The organism is Bradyrhizobium sp. (assembly GCF_017881085.1).
GTDB lineage: Bacteria > Pseudomonadota > Alphaproteobacteria > Rhizobiales > Xanthobacteraceae > Bradyrhizobium.
Genome location: NZ_JADGRI010000063.1, coordinates 1 through 19,868, shown reverse-complemented (window position 1 = coordinate 19,868; position 19,868 = coordinate 1). Strand labels below are relative to the sequence as shown.

Genomic DNA, 19,868 nt, shown 5'->3' with positions numbered 1-19,868 from the left:
GTACGACCCGCCGAACTTGCTGGTGCTGGACGAGCCGACCAACCATCTGGACATGGCGACCAAGGAGATGCTCATCGCCGCGCTGTCGGAGTATGAGGGTACCATGCTGTTCGTCTCGCACGACCGGCACTTCCTGGCCGCGCTGTCCAACAGGGTGCTGGAGCTGACGCCCGAAGGCATCCACCAATTTGGCGGCGGCTATACCGAATATGTGGCGCGCACCGGCCAGGAAGCGCCGGGCCTGCGCAGCTGAGCCGGGAGACAAGACCCCCGTCGCAGGGAATGAAAACCTCCGACGGAGGCAATCGCCTTCGCCAGGCACGATGATCGTTTCGCGAGTGGGAAACCGGACAGCCGGCGGCGATCGGCATTCGAATCGAATGACGGGGTGTCCAGGTCGCGATAGGCTGCGCGGATGCACATGGTACCACTCCTGCAATTGATGGTGCTGCTGACACTGGCGAACGGCGCGCCCGTCGTCGCCAAGAAGATCCTTGGCGGCGGTTTTGCGCTTCCGCTGGACTTCGGCGCTGCGTTTTTCGACGGGCGACCCCTGTTCGGGCCTTCCAAGACGTTCCGCGGCATTGTGGTCGCGGTGCTCGCTGCCGCGGCGGGAGCGCCGCTGATGGGTCTTGACCCGGTAATCGGGCTAACCGTGGCGGGCGCGGCGATGGCGGGCGATCTGTTCTCCAGTTTCGTCAAGCGCCGCCTCAACCTGCCGTCGAGCAGCCAAGCGCTCGGCCTCGATCAGATTCCCGAATCCTTGCTGCCAATGCTGGCGTGCCGCGACGCGCTGTCATTGACGGCCATCGACATCGTATTGGCGGTCGGGATCTTTTTCGCCGGCGAGCTCGTGCTGTCCCGCCTGCTGTTCCGCGCCCACCTGCGCGACGAGCCGTATTAATCCATCATCAGCCGCAACGCAGGCAATGCAGGGTGATTTCCGGCGGACAGTTGAGGCGCACGGGAACGACGCTCGTCCCTGCCCCCACCGACGTGTAGCCGGTCATCCCGTGATACTGCCAGGCGCCCGCCCCCATGCGTCTTGGCAGCGCCGCCTCCAGCATAATCGGAATGGAGCCGGGCAGGCAGAGCTGGCCGCCATGGGTATGTCCGCTCAGCATCAGCCTGAAATGCGCGTGCGCCGCCTGGCGGTAGATCTCGGGCGTGTGCGACAGCAGGATAGAGAACGCGTCTTCCGGTATCCGCACCGCGGCCTTTTCGATGTTGTCCATCCGGTAGAAGTGCGCATCGTCGACCCCGGCCAGGAAGATGCGCTGGTCATCGCGCGCGATCAACTCACACTCGTTGAGCAGCATCCGTATTCCCATGGCTTCGAGCCCGGGCACCATCCGAATGGTGTCGTGGTTGCCCAGCACGCCGTAGATCTGTCCCTTGAGGTGGCTTCGCACCCGCGCGACGCCGTCCAGCGCGGCCTCGAACGGCCCAAACGTCTCGCCGCGATAGTCGCCGGTCAGGACGCAGAGGTCGTAACGCAGCTCGCCGACAAGTTCACACACCCGCTGCACCGCGGCCTCGCTGATGTCCACGTGCAGGTCGCTGATGTGCAGCATGGTGAAGCCGTCGAAGCGCGGCGGAAGATCCTTGAAGGCGATGTCGTTGTGCCTGACGATGACGCGTCCGGCATTGCGGCGAGCGCGCCAGTAGAGACCGCTCAGCTTCAGCGCGGTTCGGATGATCGATCGGGCCGAATACCAGTTCTCCAGATGAAAGAAGGTGAGGCCCTGGCCGAAGATCTGGGCTTCGTGATCGGTCTCGATGCCCAGGCGCTGCCGCGCGTGCAAACGTCCGAGGCGCTGCTCCAGTTGGGCCAGAATATCCTCGTCCATTCGAACCAGTTCCCCCGAAGTTCGTTTGCTGTTGTACGCTGCATCCGGCGCGCCGGAAACCGCATCCGGCGCCCTGTCGGGCGAGGCTACTGGAGAGCGCAGGAAGTTGCCCGGTCAAATGCGAACCGGATTCGGAAAATTGGCGCGTCGGTTGACATAAATCAATGACAACCGACGGCTAACAGCCTCGCCTACGATCAGTCGGCAGCCATAGCCGTCAGATGCAAGAAACGTACACGGAGTGAGACGAGCACAGGAGGGATTGTCATGTCGGCGCCCAAAATTGCGGCCCTGCTGGCGATAGCAGGAACGTTCGGTTTGATCGTATCGGTCATGCTGGGCACTCTCACCGGGTCGGACTACGTGCTCGACGCAGCGTTTGTCTGCCTCGTGCTTGCCGGTGTCATCATGATGCTGCATGTGATGATCGGGCTCTGGACCGATTTCACCCGGTCCGCGTAGAGCGATCGAAACGGTCGGACGGACATTCGCCGAAGCGGGCGTGCGCGCGGACCGGTTTACTGCCGCAGCATCGGATGGTCGTTGAGCACGTCTTCCCGGATCGATACGGCGCCAATCGCCCGCAACAAAATCCGCGCCGTCTTCAAATCGTTGGCCGTCACGCACAGGCTCACGATCTGCCGCACCGAGGAGTCGCGCAGGAGGTCATCGGAGATCTTCATCGCGATTTCCATCGCCGCCCTGGCGGCGCGTTCGTAGCGTTCGGTCTCGTATTTCTTCTTATCGGAACCGTCGGCAGCGCCGGCTGTTTTCCCGGCGCTATCGGCCGCGGAGCGGCAGATTTCGCGGATCCTGTGTGCCGCTTCGATATCCCCGACCGGCCACTGGATTTCCTCGTCCCAGATCTCCTTGCGCTCGCTTCTCCTGAACTTCCACATCGCCCATGCCCTGAATACGCAAGCTGCGTAGATTGGCCGTGGCGGGCAAGCCGCGCGTCGCTACGGGCCTAGACCGCCGGCAGGATCTTGCCGGGATTGAAAATGTTTTGCGGATCGAGCGCCTGCTTGACCGCGCGCATCGCGTCGATGGCTTCGGAGCCGAGTTCGGCCTTCAGATACTTCTGCTTGCCCTGCCCGATGCCGTGCTCGCCGGTGCAGGTGCCGCCCATCGCCTGGGCGCGCTTGACCAGGCGATGCATGAATTCCTCGCCGCGCGCCATCTCGTCGCGGTCGTCGACATCGCATAGCAGCGAGCAGTGAAAATTGCCGTCGCCGACATGGCCGACAATCGGCGACTGCAGCCGGAGGCGCTTCAGATCGGCCTCGGTCTCGGTGACGCAGTCGGCGAGGCGCGAAATCGGCACGCAGACGTCGGTCGCCACCACGCCGGCACCAGGGCGGAGCGCCTTCACCGACCAATAGGCGTCATGCCGCGCCTGCCAGAGCTTGGTGCGGTCCTCGGGCCGTGTGGTCCATGTAAATTCGCCGCCGCCGCATTCCCTGGCGATCTCGCTGAAATTCTTGGATTGCTCGGCGACTTCGTTCGCGCTGCCGTGAAATTCGAGCAGCAGGAGCGGCGTCTCCGGCAGGGACAGTTTCGAATAGGAATTGCAGGCGCGCACCTGCTCGGCGTTGAGCAGTTCGATTCGCGCCACGGGAATGCCGGTCTGGATCGCCAGGATGGTCGCCTGGCAGGCGCCGCGCACGGTTTCGAACGAGCAGGCCGCCGCCGCGATGGTTTCGGGGATGCCGCGCAGTCTTATCGTCAGTTCGCAGATGATCCCGAGCGTACCCTCGGCACCGACGAACAGATGCGTCAGGTCGTAACCGGCCGAGGATTTCTTCGCCCGCGTGCCCGTGGTGATAATCTCGCCGTCGCCGCGCACCACCTTGAGCGCCAGCACGTTGTCGCGCATGGTGCCATAGCGTACCGCATTGGTGCCCGACGCCCGGGTCGAGGCCATGCCGCCCAGCGAGGCATCGGCGCCCGGATCGATCGGGAAAAACACGCCCTGGTCGCGCAGATGCTCGTTAAGAGCCTTGCGGGTGACGCCGGGCTGGATCACGCAGTCGAGGTCGTCGGTATGGACCTCCAGCACCTTGTTCATGTCGCGCAGGTCGATGCAGATGCCGCCGGCCGGCGCGTTGACCTGCCCCTCAAGCGAGGTGCCGGTGCCGAACGCGATCACGGGAACGCCGTGTTTGGCGCAGATCCGCACCACATCCTGGATATCCGCGGTTTCCTGCGCCATGACCACGGCGTCGGGCGGCTGCGGCGCCAGCCAGGTCGTGGTATGGGCGTGCTGGTCGCGGACCGCCTGCGAGGTGATCAGCCGGTTGCCGAAGCGGGCGGCCAGCGCTTCCAGCGCCCCAGCCAGCGCCTGCGGTTCCGGCCGTTTCAGTTGATTGGTAATGGTTATGCCCAAGCTGGATCCTCCCGGCGTGCGGCCGACCCTTGCAAAGGATATAGTGGGCGGTCAAGAGATCATGGGCCGAACAAACGGGGTTGGACGATGACAAAAGCTGCCGCCGGCGACGATGTGCTGCTCCGGCCCGCGCCGTTTCTGTCGTCGGTGATGCAGATCGAGCCGCAATGGATCGACTATAACGGCCATCTCAACATGGCCTACTACAATGTCATGTTCGACCGGGCCATCGACGAATTATGGCTCAGGCTCGGGATCGGGCCCGGCTACATGCGGGAGCGCCAGGGGTCGACCTTCACCGCCGAATGCCATGTGCGGTACCTGCGGGAGATTCACCTCGGCGATCCCGTGCAGGTTTCGATCCTGCTGGTGGGCGCCGACGAGAAGCGGCTGCACACTTTCGAGGAACTGCGTCACGCCGGCGAGGGCTGGCTGTCCGCCACGTCGGAAAACATGACCGTTCATATCGACATGACCGCGCGCAAGACCGCGCCGTTTCCGCCCGACATCCGCGCCCGCATCGAGACCCTGGCGAACGCCCACGCGGCCATTCCGCGGCCCGAGGGCATCGGCCGGAAGATCGCGATGCCCTCGAAATAGCGGCAGGCACGCCCACCAGGACCCCGTTGCCGGCGCCCCCCGTTGATGAAGTCCGCGGCATTCGACGGCCCTGACTCCACCGGTTGCAGTCACGGTCGACGAGACTGAGGACGGAATGATGATCCTCACGATAGTGTTGCGCGCGAACGCTTGAGCCGGCGCCGCCGCGGCCGGCGCGGCCCGTTCGTGTACCTCGATGACCAGCTGCCGTCAGCCGGCCAGTGGCGTGGAAAACCCGGCGACCAGCTTGACGAGGTCGGCCTGTCGGCAGACCCCGGTTTTTTCAAACAGCCGATTGAGGTGGGTCTTGATGGTGGTGGAAGCCACGCCGAGCGCCGCCGCCACCTCCGGCACTCCGCCGACATCGACGATGGCAAGCAGCACACGCAGTTCGGCGGGCGTCAGCTTGTACAACCTGCCAATGACTTCGGGACTTGCGAAGGATTCCAGCGCAGCCTTGCGAACGAACAATGCGGCGACCGCGTTGAAGGCAAGTCCCGCATGCCGGCGTGCGCCGGAGGTCAGCGGCAACACGTGAGCGACGTAGCGTTCGCCATCATGCGCAGTCAACGGCAGGGCGATGCCCTTGGCGCCGATGACGGCATCTCCCCTGTCCGCCGCGGCAAGTATTTCGCGAAAGGCCGCGTTGGTCGGCGCATCGCCGGCGACGAGCCGCCCGTGGACCGTACGCAGGAAGTCGGCGGCGCCGAGAATGGCATTACCCGCCGCATTGGCATGCACGACGCGGCCGATGCCGTCGACAAGGATCATGCCGGCACTCAGGCCATCGAGGATATCGGAGAAACACGCAGCTTCGGCCTGCCCGAGATTGATGGTCTTGCCGATCAGGTAGGCGCGACGGACATGAGGTATCACAAGCGCCATGCGCCGGCGCATTTCGTCGTCGACCACGCCGCTTGCCTCGTGCCGCACCACGCTGAGAAACGTGCAACTCGTCGCCGACTTCTCGACCACCGCGCTCGCTACGTCCACCCAGCCATGCGGCCGAGCCCACTCCCGGTAAAAGCGGCCACGGCGAAATTCCTCGTGGGGCACGAGATCGGTAGCGCTCACGACCTGCGCGACGCCGAAGCAATGCGTCTCCGCCGTTGGATCGAGTTTCGGATAGCTCTCCGAATAGGCCTGCAGGCTCTCCGGATCCGCCCCGATATAACAATAGAGATTCTCGGAATGGCCCAAGGAGTGTTTCGATAAGAGCCCGCCCGAGTGGCCGCCGGTAAAGCTCGCGATCTTCTCGATCACGTCGGCTCGTTGCGCGGGGTCGAGGGCGGCGTCGTAGATATCACCGATCAGCGCCGACAATTGCTCTCTATCGTTCATGGCTATTCGTCTCGAATACAATGATGCGGAGGGAAAATGAACGGAACAGCAAATGGCAGCTTGGTCTCATCGCGCAGACATCCCGACTCGATGGCATTTCCAAGACGCCCATCACGGTACCGAGTGCTCGGCCAAATCATCGCGGCATGAAATGGCCGGGACACGACGATCAATTCGTCCCCGAAACAAGCCATCGCAGGTGCTACACCGCAACGCGACAATATTCCCTACGCCGGGAGGCCGACGTCGTTCAGGGCATCGACGACGAGATTGCAATAGGACTCCGGCAGCGGCGGCATGCCTCGCTGCACCTCCGACAGCGTGAGCTCCGGATACTGTCCGCGCAGCGCTGCAAGGCTTCGGCGTGCTTCCGCTTTGGCTCCGGAAAGCACGTAGGCCGGACAGAGCGTTCGATGCACCCAGATCGCCGACGGGTGCTCGATCAGCGCACGCTCCTGCCACCTGGCGGCCTCGGCATAATTGCCGGCCTTGAAATGCGCACACCCGATTCCGACCAGGCTGTTGAAGGCGAGCGAATCGTGCGGCGCGAGGTCGAGCGCGATCTTCAATCGTTCGATCGCGGATTCGGGGTCGCCCCGGTAGACATCGAGCCATCCGCTGCGGCTCCACGCCCATGCCGATCCGCCGTCGACCGACAGCGCCTTGCGGATCACCAGCTCCGCGGTATCGAGCTCGTTGAGCAATGTCAGCGCGTTGCCGAGCACGGCGAGCACGCTTGCGTCGCCGGAAAGCCCCCGCGCCTTGTGCGCCAGTTCGATGCTGCGGGCCCGCTCCGCCTGCGGCTCGGTCGTGAAGTGATAAACCACGCGCTGGACATGGGCCCAGGCCGCAAGCGCCGTCGCCAGCGCGTGGGTGGGGTCCTGCTCCATCGCGCGCTCCAGCAATTCGAGGGCGCGCGCATTGCCCTCGGCATCAAGCGAGAGCACGCCCGGCATGGCCCGCAAGGCAAGGTCGTGCGCACCGAGGTCGGTGCCGGGCTTGCGCAGCGCGCGCTCAATCTCGGCAGAGCGCAGGCACGGCTGTAGCGCCGCGGCGATCCGCGTGGCGAGATGTTCCTCGGCGGAATGGTCGTCGCGTAGCGCGCCGTCGCAGCGGTACGCCCAGAGCTGGCGGCCGGTTTCATTGTCGATCAGGCGAAGGGCCAGACGCGTCTGCGCGCCCTCGCCGCGGATCGCGCCGACCAGATGGTAGCGCGCCGATGTCGGCTGGCTTGCGACAGCAATCCCGGCACGCGTCAGCGCGGTGGCGAGATCATCGCCAAGAGAGCCGGCGATTTCGAGATGTTCGGCAGCCGCCTCGATCGCGCCAAAAGCGACCGTCGGCCGCTCGCGGGCCGGCACGAAAAACGAAGGCATCGAGGCCAGAGCGGCCGTGAACACCGCCTGCCGCTTCAGCGTCTGCGACGGTGTTTCGCCATAGCGGCGGCGATACTCGACGGAAAACCGCCCGCCATGGGGAAAGCCGCAACGCTGCGCGATGTCCGTCACCCTGGCGCCGGCGGAGCCCCGCAGCAGCTCACGCCGCGCCCCATCGAAATTGATGTCGCGAAGCACGGCACGGGGCGCCTTGCCGAGAAAGGCCAGAAATTGCCGCTGCAGCGTCCTGCCGGAAACGCCGGCGACTACGGCGAGCTCCGTCACGCTCCAGCCGTGCCCGACATTGGCATGCATCGCATCGAGTGCGCGCCGAACGCTGCGCGGCAATGGCGATGCCATCGATGAACTCTTCTGTCTCGCAATCATTTCGGGAACTCCAACGCATCAATCTTTAGTCTCGATTGGAGCGAAAAAGTTCACGATCCGGATAATCGTGGCGCAAACTGGATAAGCGCCTGCCGCGCACCGGGCTATGCCCGGTCCTCGTTCAAACCAAACGAGGAATTCTTGATGGCAGTTTTGTTTGCAATTTTACACGCTGGCGCCTGCGACGGGCTGTTTGAACCCGGCCTCATCGGGTTCGGCGGACAGATCCGGCCGTGATGGCGCGTCCGTCGCCCCCCAAAAATTCAACCCGACCTCATTACAGGAACATAATATGACCGCATCATCCGCAGCCGCAAGCCAAATGCCCGCCCAGCCCGATCTCGCGGCACTGAAGGCCCGTCAGCAGGGCGCCTGGTCCTCGGGCGATTATGCCGTCGTCGGCACCACACTGCAGATCGTCGGCGAGGAGCTTTGCGAAGCGCTCGACCTTCGCTCGGGACAGAAGGTCCTCGACGTCGCCGCCGGCAACGGCAACGCTACCCTCGCCGCGGCCCGGCGCTGGTGCGAGGTCGTCTCCACCGACTATGTGCCGAGCCTGCTCGAGCGCGGCCGGTCGCGCGCCGCGGCCGACGGTTTGTCGATCGAGTTCAAGGAGGCAGATGCGGAAGCCCTGTCATTTGCCGATGTCAGTTTCGACGCGGTCGTCTCGACCTTCGGCGTCATGTTCACGCCCGATCAGGACAAGGCCGCAGCGGAGCTCATGAGGGTATGCAAGCGCGGCGGCAAGATCGGGCTGGCCAACTGGACGCCCGAAGGCTTTATCGGGCAACTTTTCAAGACCCTCGGCAAGTATCTGCCGCCGCCGGCCGGCGCGAAATCGCCGGCGCTGTGGGGGAGCGAGGCCCGCCTCAAGGACATGTTTGGAGCTTCCGCCGCTTCCATCAAGGCCGAGCGGCGCAATTTCAACTTCCGCTACCGCTCGCCCGAGCATTTCCTCGATATCTTCAAGAGCTATTACGGCCCGATGCTCAAGGCCTTCGCGGCGCTCGACGCGGCCAACCAGCAAGGACTGAGGAGCGACCTGCTTGCACTGATCGCGCGGATGAACCGCGCCGATGACGGCACCATGGTTGTTCCCAGCGAATACCTCGAAGTCGTCATCACAAAACGCTGATCACCTGGCCAGGACATCCGCTTAGCCCCGGCGTCGAGCGATCGATCCTCCGTTCGGAGGGCGCGGCTCGACGCCGCTGTGGCTAACCCGCCCCGGTCAGAAGGAGTGCCGACACATGATCGAGGATTTGCGCGGGCGCGTGGATTACGATGAAGCCGGAGCGGGGTCGACGGTCGTGCTGGTGCCGGGATCGTGCAGCACCGGCGCGGCCTGGCGGCCGATGCTGGCGCATTTGCAGCGCGGATTCCGCTGCGTGACGACGAGCCTGCTTGGCTATGGCGGCACGGACGAGCGTCGCGCCGCCGGAGATACCGATATTTCTCACGAGGCCGAGGCCGTTGAAGCGGTGATCAGGCGCGCGGCCTGCCCCGTGCACCTGGTCGGCCATTCCTTCGGCGGCCTGACCGCGCTTGCGGTCGCGCTGCGAAGGCGCGTGCCGCTGCTGAGCCTGACGATTGCCGAGGCGCCCGCGGCCGAAATATTGCGGCCAATGGGCGAATACCGGCACTATCTAGCATTTCGGAACATGACTGATGGGTATTTCATTGCCCATTATGCCGGCGACAAGACCGCGATCGAACAGATGATCGACTTCTATGGCGGCGCGGGCACGTTCGCGAGCTGGCCACAACGCCTGCGCGATTACGCCGTTGAAACGACGCCGGTCAACCTTCTGGACTGGGCAAGCGCCTACGGTTTCGAACTGACCCCCGCATTGCTTGCGACCGTCAAAATTCCCACGCTCGTATTATGGGGCGAGGCCAGTCACCCCGCCGCCAAACGCGCCAACCAGCTGTTGGGCCACGGCATTCCGAATGCCACCATCGCCGAAATCGCGGGAGCGGCTCATTTCATGATTTCGACCCATGCCGGGGGAGTCGCCGGCCTGATCGCGCAGCACGTGGCTCGCACCGAACATAAATCGGCGGCTGAGCTTTACCAGTGACGGCGCGAGCGGACTCTCGCCAAGAACAAGACTTGAGCGAAAAACAGGCCGCGGAATAATTTCGGGGCCGCCGTTCGTTTGGCCGGCTCCAATGGCCTTCCGGCTAGACGCGGGTGCGACCGCGCGCCAGGCCGACCACGGCCGAGACGAGAAACAGCACGACCGCGATAAAGAAGATGATCTTGGCGATTTCGATCGAGGCGCCGGCGACGCCGCCGAAGCCCAGAACGCCCGCGATCAGCGCGATAATCAAAAACGTAACGACCCAGCTCAGCATGACACGCACCCTTGTCTTCTGTTTCAAACGCGGCGCGACGAACGGCACCGCGCTTCGGCAAAAATAATCGGGCTTGGGAACAAATGTTCCCTGCGGTCGGGGCCTCGAAAACCGGGAAATTTCAACGCGCTGAGGGAACAAAATCGGGGTCGGGGCCGGGACTGCCGTCTCAACGAAGGCGGGATAAAACCTGTCAAAAGCCCCGCCAAAGCCCTATATGGCGTTCAATCCTGCTATGAAGGCTCCCCTTCACGGCCCCGCGGTGCCATCGTGGGCGGAAGACGATTCGCATATGACCGAGCCGAAGCAGCTGAGCCATCACGGCGTCCCCGACCACCAGCCCCTCGCTGGCGGCATCGCTGCGCGTGCCCGGGCGGCCGCGACCCCGCAATATCTCTCCGGCCTCAATCCCGAGCAGCGCGAGGCCGTGGAAACGCTGGACGGCCCGGTTCTGGTGCTGGCGGGCGCCGGCACCGGCAAGACCCGGGTGCTGACCTGCCGCATTGCCCATATCCTCAGCACGGGCCGGGCCCGGCCCGGCGAAATCCTCTCGGTAACTTTCACCAACAAGGCGGCGCGCGAGATGAAGCTGCGGCTTGGCCAGATGCTGGGCCAGGCGGTCGAAGGAATGCCCTGGCTCGGCACCTTCCACTCCATCGGCGGCCGTATCCTGCGCTTCCATGCCGAGCTGGTGCAGCTGAAATCCAATTTCACCGTGCTCGATGTCGACGACCAGATCCGGTTGTTGAAGCAGCTGCTGCAGGCGGAGAACATTGACGACAAGCGCTGGCCGGCGCGGATGCTGGCCGGGCTGATCGACGGCTGGAAGAACCGCGGACTGACGCCGTCGCAGGTGCCGCCGGGCGAAGCCGCGGTGTTCGGCAACGGCAAGGGCGGCAAGCTCTACACCGCCTATCAGGAACGGCTAAAGATCCTCAACGCCGCCGACTTCGGCGATCTGCTGCTGGAGAACATCCGGCTTTTCCGCGAGCATCCCGACGTGCTTCGGCAATACCAGAACCGCTTCAAGTTCATCCTGGTCGACGAATATCAGGACACCAACGTGGCGCAGTATCTCTGGCTGCGGCTCTTGTCGCAGGCGCCGTCAAAGCCCGGCGTGCCGGTTTCTGCCATCATTCCGGGGGCCGTCGACGCTGCGGTCATTCCGGGGCACGCCGCAGGCGTGAACCCGGAATCTGGAAATGGAGCGGACTCGCCTCGGGATTCCGGGTTCGCACCTGTCGGTGCGCCCCGGAATGACGGAGGAGATGTCGTCGCTCGATCGGCAACGTCTTCCTCGGCCCCAAAGAACATCTGCTGCGTCGGTGACGACGACCAGTCGATCTATGGCTGGCGCGGCGCGGAGGTCGACAACATCCTGCGCTTCGAGCACGATTTTCCCGGCGCCAAGGTCATTCGCCTCGAGCGCAACTACCGCTCCACCGGTCACATCCTCGCCGCCGCCTCGCATCTGATCGCCCATAACGAAGGCCGTCTCGGCAAGACGCTGCGCACCGAGGACGTCGACGGCGAGAAGGTCACCGTCACCGGCTCCTGGGATTCCGAAGAGGAAGCGCGCGCCATCGGCGAGGAGATCGAGGAGCTGCAGCGCGCCGGCCACAAGCTCAACGATATCGCCATTCTGGTGCGCGCCTCGTTCCAGATGCGCGAATTCGAAGACCGGTTCGTCACCCTCGGCCTGCCCTATCGCGTGATCGGCGGTCCGCGTTTCTATGAGCGCGCCGAAATTCGCGACGCGCTGGCGTATTTGCGCGTGATCAACTCGCCGGCCGACGACCTCGCTTTCGAGCGCATCGTCAACGTACCGAAGCGCGGGCTCGGCGACGCCACCGTACAGATGCTGCACGATCACGCCCGCAAGCGCCGCATTCCGCTTTTCGAGGCCGCCCGCGCCGTGACCGAGACCGACGAACTGAAACCGAAAGCGCGCGGGTCCTTGCGCGATCTCATCGCCAGCTTCGATCGCTGGCGCGCGCAACGCGAGGTGACGTCGCATACCGAAATGGCCGAGATCGTGCTCGACGAGAGCGGCTACACCGAGATGTGGCAGAAGGACCGTTCCGCCGACGCCGCCGGCCGGCTCGAAAACCTCAAGGAGCTGGTGCGCTCGATGGAGGAATTCGAGAACCTGCAAGGCTTCCTCGAACATATCTCGCTGGTGATGGACCGTGACGGCGGCGCCGATGACGATGCGGTTTCGCTGATGACGCTGCATTCGGCCAAGGGGCTCGAATTCGACAACGTATTTCTGCCCGGCTGGGAGGAAGGGCTGTTTCCGAGCCAGCGTACGCTCGACGAACAGGGCCGCGCCGGGCTGGAGGAAGAGCGCCGCCTCGCCCATGTCGGGCTCACGCGCGCCCGTCGCAGGGCAAAACTCTATTTTGCCACCAACCGGCGGATTCACGGCACCTGGTCAACCACGATCCCGTCCCGCTTTCTCGACGAACTGCCGGCGCATAATGTCGAGATCACGGAGTCCAAGGGCGGCTCCGGCTGGGGCGGCTCCGGCGGCTACGGCCCCTCGCGCTTCGACAATGTTGAATCGTTCGGCTCGAGCTATACGACGCCGGGCTGGCAGCGCGCCCAGGCCAACCGCGCCCGCGGCCAGGGCGGCCGCAACGGCCAGGCCGGCGGCGGCTTCAACGAAAGCCAGTCGCCGTTTTCAGGCACGCGCAGCGATGCCTCGTCGCGCGGCGATTTCTCGCGCAACAAGCGCGCACCCGTGACCATCGAGGGCGAGCTGATCGCAAAGTCGACCGGCACGACTTCGGAGTTCAGTCTGGACGACCGGGTGTTCCACCAGAAATTCGGCTACGGCAATGTGGTGAAGATCGACGGCAACAAGCTCACCATCGCCTTCGAGAAGGCCGGCGAGAAAAAGGTGGTCGATAGTTTCGTCGAGCGGGTGTAGCATCGGCATGAGCCCGTCATTGGGGCAGCCCACTTGTTTGATTGGTTGATTCCAAAGAGGCGAATTTCAAAAAGGCCAGCCGCGAAAGGACCTCTGCGGGGCTTCGTCGCGCCCGAACTCCTCCTGGAGAACTTGGCCGACCGCGTCCCGCGATATCTCGACGACGTCGATCAGGGTAAACTGATCTACCCGGCCTGCAGGCGCACGCTGTCGGACGCCGATGGCGATGTGGCTTCGGTCTGGGATCAGACCCGGCTGGAGGCAATGCGGTACGTGATGATGGTGCCCGGGCGCGAATTTGGGCTGCTGAGCGAAGCTGCCCGTCAGCTCGAAATGATCGACGCCTACCTCTTTCAGCGTCCGCACGCGGAGACCGTGATCGAGTTCACGGGAACCGCCACCGCTGACTTTTCCGTCGCCATTCTGGCCGGCCTCAACTGGCTGACCCAGTGTGCGCAAACGGCGGGGGTCGATCCGGCCCGGCAATCCGGTACCATCCGCCACTTCCGAAAGCTCGTCACGCTGGCGCAGCAATGGTGGCTGACAGAGGGCGCCAGTGAACGCTGCGCGCATCTGCTGTCGCATGGAGAGCAGCCACCCCTGATGCTCTATATGATCTGGTCCGAGTACACGCGGCTGGCAAAACCGATCACCGCCGCCGCCATTTTTGGCGGCTCCGCCAACCGTTCGACGAAATTGGTGGCCCTGCCCGCCGACCTCATCCCTCGGTTTGAGGCCGCCGGAGATCCGGGCGATCTGGCGGGTATTTGAGCGCATTTCCGCAGAAACTAATCAAATCCGTCGCCTTTGAGCGAATTTTTAGAAGCAATACTTATTCGCCGTCTTTACCGAATACTCGCGGGTCGGTGGATAGGATGGAACCCGGATGGCGCCTGTGCGCCTTTGCTGCGATCTAAGGTTTGCCGAAATGAGTGAAGACGGTTCGTTTCTCCGGGATCTCGACGAGGCGGTGTCACGAGGCACGCCCGAGAGCCGCAAGCGGGCACTGTGGCATACCACCGACCTGATGATTGCCGGCAGCTACAGCGACGATGAGATCTGGACCTTCGGCGAGGTGATCGGGCGGCTCGCGGATGAGATCGAAGTCGCAGCGCGCTCGCATTTGGCCCAGCGGCTGGCCAGCTTCGACCGTGCCCCGGTCAATATCATCCATAAACTCGCCTTTGACGACGAAATCGAAGTCGCCGGTCCGGTGCTGCGGCAGTCCAAGCAGCTCGAACCCTACGCCCTGGTCGCCAACGTCTGCCTCAAGGGCCAGACCCACATGCTGGCGATTTCGGAGCGAAAATCGATCGAGGAGACGGTTACCGACGTCCTGGTTACCCGCGGCGATCAGGAAGTTGTTAACTCTGTCGTACGCAACAACGGCGCCCGCTTCTCGGATTTCGGCTTCCTGCACATGATCAAACGGGCCGAAGGCGATTCCATCCTCGCCGAGCAGCTTGGCCTGCGCAGGGACATCCCCCGACACGTCTTCCAGCAGCTGATCGCCAAGGCGTCGGACGATGTGAGGAAGCGGCTCGAACGCGAGCGCCCCAACATGCTCGAGCAAATTCAATCCACGGTGACCGATGTCGCGGGCGAGCTGCAGTCCAAGTTCGGCCCGGTGTCGCGAAGCTACCATGTCGCAAAGCGCGTTGTGACGACGCAGTACCGGCTGGGCAACCTGAACGAAGAAAGTATCTCCATCTACGCCCGGTCCCATAAGGTCGGCGAGGTCACGATCGGACTGTCGCTGCTGTGCTCGTTGCCCGGCGACGTGATCGAACGCGCCTTGTACGACAGGAACAGGGAAACGCTGCTGATTCTGGCAAAGTCCCTCGACTTTTCGTGGGCAACGACGATGGCATTGCTGTTTCTTGGCGCCAAGGATCACCGTATCACGGCGCAGGAGTTGAAAGACCTGGAACGCGATTATGGCCGCATCAACGTCGAGACTGCCCAAAGCGTTCTGAAAGTCTATCAGTCGCGCAAGCATGCCGGGGATACGGCTTCCGACACCGGGCGCCGGCCCGCGCTTGCCATGCAGTGAGGCGACCGATCTGAAACGGATGGGGAAATATCGGCCATGAACGCACTCTCCCCCGGCATGGGCCAGCGTCCCGGCATCGGTTCCGATGAGCCGATGCCCGAGAATCCGCTGAATGCGGCCTGGATCGTTCTCGAAGCCGCCAACGACCTCGGCGACCATGCCACTGTCGAAATCTGCCGGCGGGTCATCGACGCAAGCCTGAACGGGGCCACCGCCTCCCCCTTCGATATGCACGTCGTCACCGAATATTTCAGGTGAATTCGGGACGACTTCGGATTTGCGGCAGTCTGCATTGAAGGGCAGCCGGTCCCTGCCCGGCCTGCTCCCATTCGCGTTTTCACGACCTGGCTTTGCGATGGGCAAGCCGAACCCGCGAAGTTACCAGAGATTGAAGATCCATTTCGCGCCGAGGATGGTCTCCCAGACCGCCACCAAATCGACCGCCAGCACGATGAAGCTGGCCAGCAGGGCTAACGAGAGCAGGAGCCCGTCCTCCTCGAGATAGGCCAGCGAGATCAGCGCGATCACGAGGGCGGGGACAACGTTGCTTAGAGGGACCGGAGTGAACAGCAGGGTGATGTTCAGCAGCACGACGACGACGCCAACGAGACGCTTGGTCGCGTCCAGCGGAGTGGGCCAGCGTGGATGGATAAATTTTTCGAGATACCTCAGCACAGGCACCGCTCGCTGCACCAGAGCGGCGAGGTGTCGCGTCGGCAACGGACGGACGGCGATGCGGCGCGGGAAAACCGGCGCAGGCTGGCCCGCGATCATCTGGAAGCCGGGTATCATGAGCAGCAGGCCAGCCACGATCGAGACGCCCGGGGCGATCGCGACCAGAGCGAGCAGCAGCAAGATGAGGCCGAAGCCGCGCTTGTGCAGGCTGCGCATAACCCAGCCCAGCGTGAAATGACCTGTCGGCGCCGCGTCGTGCAACCGTTGCAGCAGAACGGAGGTGGGGACAAACGCTTTCGCTTCGGCGGGTGGTGTCAGCTTCAACGCGCCCCCCGAATCTCCCGATCGAACGGCGACGTGTTGGAGAAGACCCGCGCGCGAGTCAGCGATGCCACCGGGAGGTTGCTCTCTCGTGGCCTTCGCTTGATCAAAGTTTGCCAAGCAAGAGCAAAATCAACAGAATGACGATTACGAGACCAAGACCGCCACCGCCGTAGTAGCCAGTTCCGTAAAAAGGACCGCCCCCGATTCCACTAAAGCCGCCCAGCAATGCGATCACCAGGATGATCAGAATGATGGTCCCAAGTGACATTGTTGTATCTCCCTTTCTGGTGTGACCGCGATGTTGTCGCAATCACGGTCTGGCCAGCGGCCGATGCCGAACAAATCATCCCCACCCGGGCTTGCTTTGATTTAACTCAATCTCGGCGCGAATCCGGATACGAGCTTCGTGACGCCGGTGGTCGGGGCGTAGCTCGTGTGGACGAAGGCTCATCGTTTATCCCTGCGTTCCAATCGGGGTCGCGCATAAAACTGGCATCATGACCGGGCAGTCCGCAACCAGTCTCCGAGCCGCTGCAGCCGGCGCCGCGTTGGGGGCGGCGCAAGGGGTGGCTTGAGCTTGAGGCGGTCACCGTCACGTCCATGAACCAGCTGAAGCGTCCGGGTGTGGTAGGCGGCGAGATCCGGACGATGGCCAATGCTTAACACGGTCGTATTCTTGAGCTCACCGTCGAACAGGCTCATGACATGGCGCTGGCTGTTTTCGTCGAGCGCGGCTGTGGCTTCGTCGAGAAACACCCAGCCTGGTTTGTGCAGGATGAGCCGCGCGAAGGCGAGGCGCTCCTGCTCGCCGAGCGAAAGCTCGTTGTCCCAGCGCTCCACCTTGTCGAGCTTGGCGATTAGATTGCCGAGATCGCAGCGCTCGAGTGCCTGTCGCACATCCGCATCGGGGAACGCATCGGGGGGACTCGGATAGCTCAGGGCGTTGCGCAAGGTGCCCAGCGGGAGATAAGGACGCTGCGGCAGGAACGCCATTGCCCCGGGCGGAGGCGTGAGGATCGTCCCGGAACCCCACGGCCATAGACCCGCCACAGCGCGGAACAGTGTCGACTTTCCTCTGCCTGTTTCGCCGACGATCAGCACACGCTCCCCCGGCGCGACGCTTACGGTCGCGTCTTCGATAACGATGTGTCCGTCCGGCAAGAGGATGCGCACGCTCTCGAAAGCAAGATGCCCGTCCGGGTGCAGCGCGCGCTTGATTTCCTGTGCTCCTTCCTCGATCGCCGGCAGGTTGTCGAGCGCTTCGCGGAAACGCGCTACCCGGTGGACCGCGGCCCGCCAGTCGGCGAGCCGTGAAAAATTGTCGACGAACCATCGCATCGCCCCCTGCACCTGGGTGAAGGCGCCAGCCACCATGATCAGGCCGCCGAGCGTCAAGCTGCCACCGAAATAGGCCGGCGCGGCCACGAGTATCGGGACGACCAGCGACAGCCAGCCGGTGCCAGATGTGATCCAGGTGAGGTGGGCGAGCGAAGAGGATATCCGTCGCATGGTATCCACGACAGCCGCGAGCGCGGCCTCGAGATGTCGTTGTTCGTCCTTCTCCCCGCCATGCAGCGCGATACTCTCGCCGGATTCGTTGACTCGAACGAGGGCGAAGCGGAATTCCGCCTCACGCGCATATCGTTCACCGTTAAGCGCAATCAGCGGCCGCCCCACGATCCATGTCAGGCCGGAGCCGATCAAGGCATAGGCCAGGGCGCACCAGACCATGTATCCGGGAATGGCGATGCCGTAGCCCGCCACCTGGAACGTGACCTGCGCCGACAAGACCCACAGCACTCCCACGAAGGCGACGATCTGGAGCAGGGAATAGACGATGCCGCAACCAAGGTCGGCGCTGTAGTCGCCGAGCAGGCGGGTATCCTCCTGGATGCGCTGGTCCGGGTTGCGACCATACTGACCGGCAAAGCTCAGCTGATAGACCCGCAACGGCTTGAGCCACTCGACCAGGAGGTGACGGGTAATACATTCGCGCAGCCGAAACTTCAGGCGTTCCTGGAGAAAGGTTTGTGCGACCGTGAGCGCCAACAGAACGGCAATGATGGCAAGGAACGTCCAGAGGTCATGGACAAAGCCCGACAGGTCCTTGCGGCCCACGGCATCGAAGAATCGGCCGTTCCAATCATTGAGTGCCACCTGCCCGAACATGTTGGCAATGGTGACGGCGGTCGAGGCAACGAAGATCGCCATCACCCATCGCCCGCCTTCGGCCCGCCGCAGTGCACGCGCAAACAAGGTCAGGTCGCGGGCAAGATTGAAATCCTGCGTTGGCGCAGCCTCGATGAGTTCGTCCGCGAGAGCGGGTCTCGCTACGATCGGAATTATCGGAATTATCGGTAATACGGGCTGTCCGGCCTGCGGTATCCCCGGCGCTCCCTCCGCGGGAGGGTGTGCGGCCTGAAGAGTAAGTGTTGATCCAACTTCCGCCTTCATTCCCCTGCGTCCACCCCTGCTCCGGTCGTTCGATCATTGGATAAGCCAGCAGGTCCGGGTGATCTGAGTCTTGACTTACCGCAATGAATGGCCGTCGCGGCCTGCTAATTAATGCTAGCATGGCCTTGATTCAGCAAGAAGTCCGCGCCACCGTCATCTCTGCATTTCCCGCAAGGCAGATTGATTGACCCGTGGCATGCCGGAAATAACGAAAAAATCGGACGAGCAGAAAGACGCCGAAGCCGAAGTCGAGACCTTTCGGAAGGACCTCGGCCCGTTTGTCGTTGCCGCCGAAACAACGCGAATGGCGATGTTGTTTACGGACGCGACCGAGCCCGACAACCCCATCATTTTTGCCAATGACAGCTTTCTCTCGTTAACCGGATACAACCGCGAAGAGGTGCTCGGCAAGAGCCTCAATTTTCTTATGGCGAACGGTTCGGATGCCGAGGCGCTGACGCGAATTAAAGCCGAGTTCGAAGGCGCGTCCAGCAGCGGGACGGAAGTTCTCTACCGCCGCAAGGATGGCAGCGAGTTCTGGGCAGCGCTCTTCGTCAGTCCAGTTCTCGATGCCGCCGGGGACATCGTTCAGTATTTCGCATCGCTGGTTGATTTGACCAAACACAAAGAGGATGAAGTTCGATCAAGGATGCTCATCGACGAGTTGAACCATCGCGTAAAAAATACCCTTTCAACGGTGCAATCGATCGTCTGGCAGACATTGCGAACGACCACCGACCCCATGGCGATTCGGCAATCCATCGAGTCTCGGCTGTTTGCGCTCTCCCGGTCGCACGACTTGTTGACCCGTGAAAAATGGGAAAGTGCCGGGCTGCTCGATATCGCTCACGATGCCCTTGAGCCCTTCGGGGTCTCGGGCGGTCGGGCGGATCGCATTGTGATCACGGGTGAGAACATCCGCTTCCCGCCAAAGGCGGCTTTGGCCCTTGGCATTGCGTTCAACGAGCTTGCGACGAATGCCGTGAAATACGGTGCATTGTCCAATGCGGTCGGATCAATTCTGATTGGATCAACGATCGAGACGGCGCCGGCAGGCAAACGACTTCTGCTGAGCTGGAGGGAAAAAGATGGCCCCCCGGTCACGCCGCCGGTACATAGGGGATTTGGATCG

General features: G+C 63.2%; 19 protein-coding genes and 1 pseudogene. 11 read left to right on the top strand and 9 right to left on the bottom strand.

Going from position 1 to position 19,868, the window contains the following annotated elements:
• Together QZ213_RS08695 and QZ213_RS08690 are read left to right on the top strand one after the other, a co-directional pair.
• A pseudogene (locus tag QZ213_RS08695) lies at positions 1-253 on the top strand (ABC transporter ATP-binding protein); the annotation flags it as partial.
• Positions 254-442: 189 nt separating this feature from the next.
• Complete coding sequence (locus QZ213_RS08690) at positions 443-904, top strand: CDP-archaeol synthase (RefSeq protein WP_291685654.1); 462 nt, start codon at positions 443-445, stop codon at positions 902-904.
• A gap of 7 nt (positions 905-911) precedes the next feature.
• On the opposite strand, the gene QZ213_RS08685 is transcribed toward QZ213_RS08690, so the two are convergent.
• Positions 912-1,850, bottom strand: a complete 939-nt coding sequence (locus tag QZ213_RS08685) for a metallophosphoesterase (RefSeq protein WP_291685653.1) — start codon at positions 1,848-1,850, stop codon at positions 912-914.
• Positions 1,851-2,117: 267 nt separating this feature from the next.
• Between QZ213_RS08685 and QZ213_RS08680 the strand changes: the two genes are divergently transcribed.
• Complete coding sequence (locus QZ213_RS08680; protein WP_291685652.1) at positions 2,118-2,312, top strand: hypothetical protein; 195 nt, start codon at positions 2,118-2,120, stop codon at positions 2,310-2,312.
• 56 nt (positions 2,313-2,368) lie between these two features.
• Here the strand turns inward: QZ213_RS08680 and QZ213_RS08675 are convergent, their stop codons facing one another.
• Complete coding sequence (locus QZ213_RS08675; RefSeq protein WP_291685651.1) at positions 2,369-2,749, bottom strand: hypothetical protein; 381 nt, start codon at positions 2,747-2,749, stop codon at positions 2,369-2,371.
• A gap of 68 nt (positions 2,750-2,817) precedes the next feature.
• Positions 2,818-4,236 (bottom strand): FAD-linked oxidase C-terminal domain-containing protein, encoded by a 1,419-nt coding sequence (locus tag QZ213_RS08670; protein WP_291685650.1) that lies wholly within the window; start codon positions 4,234-4,236, stop codon positions 2,818-2,820.
• A gap of 87 nt (positions 4,237-4,323) precedes the next feature.
• Here QZ213_RS08670 and QZ213_RS08665 point away from each other — a divergent pair, with 87 nt between their 5' ends.
• A complete protein-coding gene (locus tag QZ213_RS08665) occupies positions 4,324-4,836 on the top strand; it encodes a thioesterase family protein (RefSeq protein WP_291685649.1) in 513 nt (170 codons plus the stop codon).
• A gap of 210 nt (positions 4,837-5,046) precedes the next feature.
• Here QZ213_RS08665 and QZ213_RS08660 read toward each other — a convergent pair whose 3' ends face one another.
• Positions 5,047-6,177, bottom strand: a complete 1,131-nt coding sequence (locus QZ213_RS08660) for a LuxR family transcriptional regulator (protein ID WP_291685648.1) — start codon at positions 6,175-6,177, stop codon at positions 5,047-5,049.
• Positions 6,178-6,404: 227 nt separating this feature from the next.
• Positions 6,405-7,913: a helix-turn-helix domain-containing protein gene (locus QZ213_RS08655; RefSeq protein WP_291685647.1), complete on the bottom strand. Its 1,509-nt coding sequence runs from the start codon at positions 7,911-7,913 to the stop codon at positions 6,405-6,407.
• A 319-nt stretch (positions 7,914-8,232) separates the two neighbouring features.
• Here QZ213_RS08655 and QZ213_RS08650 point away from each other — a divergent pair, with 319 nt between their 5' ends.
• Positions 8,233-9,075: a class I SAM-dependent methyltransferase gene (locus QZ213_RS08650; protein ID WP_291685646.1), complete on the top strand. Its 843-nt coding sequence runs from the start codon at positions 8,233-8,235 to the stop codon at positions 9,073-9,075.
• A gap of 115 nt (positions 9,076-9,190) precedes the next feature.
• Positions 9,191-10,021 (top strand): alpha/beta fold hydrolase, encoded by an 831-nt coding sequence (locus QZ213_RS08645; RefSeq protein WP_291685645.1) that lies wholly within the window; start codon positions 9,191-9,193, stop codon positions 10,019-10,021.
• Between the two features lie 103 nt (positions 10,022-10,124).
• Here the strand turns inward: QZ213_RS08645 and QZ213_RS08640 are convergent, their stop codons facing one another.
• Entirely contained in the window at positions 10,125-10,298 is a 174-nt protein-coding gene (locus QZ213_RS08640; RefSeq protein WP_079564004.1) for a DUF1328 domain-containing protein, read from the bottom strand.
• 292 nt (positions 10,299-10,590) lie between these two features.
• On the opposite strand from QZ213_RS08640, the gene QZ213_RS08635 reads away from it, so the two are divergent.
• From QZ213_RS08635 to QZ213_RS08620, 4 genes are all read left to right on the top strand, one after another.
• Positions 10,591-13,230: a UvrD-helicase domain-containing protein gene (locus tag QZ213_RS08635; RefSeq protein WP_291685644.1), complete on the top strand. Its 2,640-nt coding sequence runs from the start codon at positions 10,591-10,593 to the stop codon at positions 13,228-13,230.
• A gap of 132 nt (positions 13,231-13,362) precedes the next feature.
• Entirely contained in the window at positions 13,363-14,001 is a 639-nt protein-coding gene (locus QZ213_RS08630) for a hypothetical protein (RefSeq protein WP_291685643.1), read from the top strand.
• A gap of 157 nt (positions 14,002-14,158) precedes the next feature.
• Positions 14,159-15,283 carry a DUF2336 domain-containing protein gene (locus tag QZ213_RS08625; RefSeq protein ID WP_291685642.1) on the top strand — a complete coding sequence of 375 codons (1,125 nt, stop codon included), beginning with the start codon at positions 14,159-14,161 and terminating at the stop codon, positions 15,281-15,283.
• A gap of 57 nt (positions 15,284-15,340) precedes the next feature.
• The gene (locus QZ213_RS08620) at positions 15,341-15,541 is read left to right on the top strand and encodes a hypothetical protein (RefSeq protein ID WP_291685655.1); all 201 of its coding nucleotides are present in this window, start codon (positions 15,341-15,343) and stop codon (positions 15,539-15,541) included.
• A gap of 120 nt (positions 15,542-15,661) precedes the next feature.
• Here the strand turns inward: QZ213_RS08620 and QZ213_RS08615 are convergent, their stop codons facing one another.
• The 3 genes from QZ213_RS08615 to QZ213_RS08605 form a co-directional block, all read right to left on the bottom strand.
• Entirely contained in the window at positions 15,662-16,282 is a 621-nt protein-coding gene (locus tag QZ213_RS08615) for an exopolysaccharide biosynthesis protein (RefSeq protein ID WP_291685641.1), read from the bottom strand.
• 103 nt (positions 16,283-16,385) lie between these two features.
• The gene (locus QZ213_RS08610; RefSeq protein WP_215605461.1) at positions 16,386-16,550 is read right to left on the bottom strand and encodes a DUF3309 family protein; all 165 of its coding nucleotides are present in this window, start codon (positions 16,548-16,550) and stop codon (positions 16,386-16,388) included.
• A 227-nt stretch (positions 16,551-16,777) separates the two neighbouring features.
• Positions 16,778-18,493 (bottom strand): ABC transporter ATP-binding protein/permease, encoded by a 1,716-nt coding sequence (locus QZ213_RS08605; RefSeq protein WP_291685640.1) that lies wholly within the window; start codon positions 18,491-18,493, stop codon positions 16,778-16,780.
• Between the two features lie 427 nt (positions 18,494-18,920).
• On the opposite strand from QZ213_RS08605, the gene QZ213_RS08600 reads away from it, so the two are divergent.
• On the top strand, positions 18,921-19,868 hold a 948-nt coding region (locus QZ213_RS08600; protein WP_291685639.1), incomplete at its 3' end, for an HWE histidine kinase domain-containing protein.